The 628-nt window shown below is 56.2% G+C and carries 2 protein-coding genes; both read left to right on the top strand.

Annotation, left to right across the window (positions count from 1 at the left end; genetic code table 11):
* Nucleotides 1-473 (top strand): recombinase zinc ribbon domain-containing protein (locus H7U37_RS15140; protein ID WP_243414349.1); only part of this gene is annotated, 473 nt, incomplete at its 5' end.
* A partial coding sequence (locus H7U37_RS16325; protein WP_338049848.1) for a DUF4368 domain-containing protein occupies nucleotides 424-628 on the top strand: 205 nt, incomplete at its 3' end. The genes H7U37_RS15140 and H7U37_RS16325, both read left to right, overlap by 50 nt.

The raw sequence follows: 628 nt of genomic DNA, 5'->3' as shown, positions 1-628 counted from the left end.
GCTCCATGCTGGAGAAACCGGAATATATGGGGCATACCGTCAATTTCCGTTCTTCCAAGAAGTCCTACCGGGATAAGCGGGTAAAAAATGACCCGTCCGACTGGCTGATCTTTGAGAACACCCACGAGGCCATTGTTGACCCGGAAACCTGGCAGCTGGCCCAGCAGGTGAAGCGGACGGTGCGCCGGACGGATACCACCGGCGTCGCCAATCCCCTGACCGGCCTTGTGTTCTGCGCCGACTGCGGAGCCAAGATGTATAACCACCGGGGCAAACGCAAAAAGGACGGGCGGGAATATGGCACCGACTTCTATAACTGCTCCACCTACACCCTGACCTTTGAGCGGGAAACCCAGATGTGTTTTTCCCACACCGTCAGCACCAAAGCCTTAAACGCCCTGATTCTGGAAACAATCCGCTGCCATGGGCAAGTTGGAGGAAAAACGGTTCGAGCTGCTGTGTGCCGAATATGAAAAGGAACAGGCCGAGTTGGAACAGCTGCTTGCCTCCGAGCAGGCACAGCTGGACCAGTTTCACGAGGACACGGACCGTGCCAGCCACTTTCTGGCGCTGGCACAGAAATATACGGATTTCACCCAGCTGACCGCCCCCATGCTCCATGAATTTG

Source organism: Pseudoflavonifractor phocaeensis (assembly GCF_016901735.1).
Taxonomy (GTDB): Bacteria; Bacillota; Clostridia; order Oscillospirales; family Oscillospiraceae; genus Pseudoflavonifractor_A.
The sequence above is the reverse complement of the archived record's forward strand: the minus strand, read 5'-3'. Positions and strand labels throughout refer to the sequence as shown.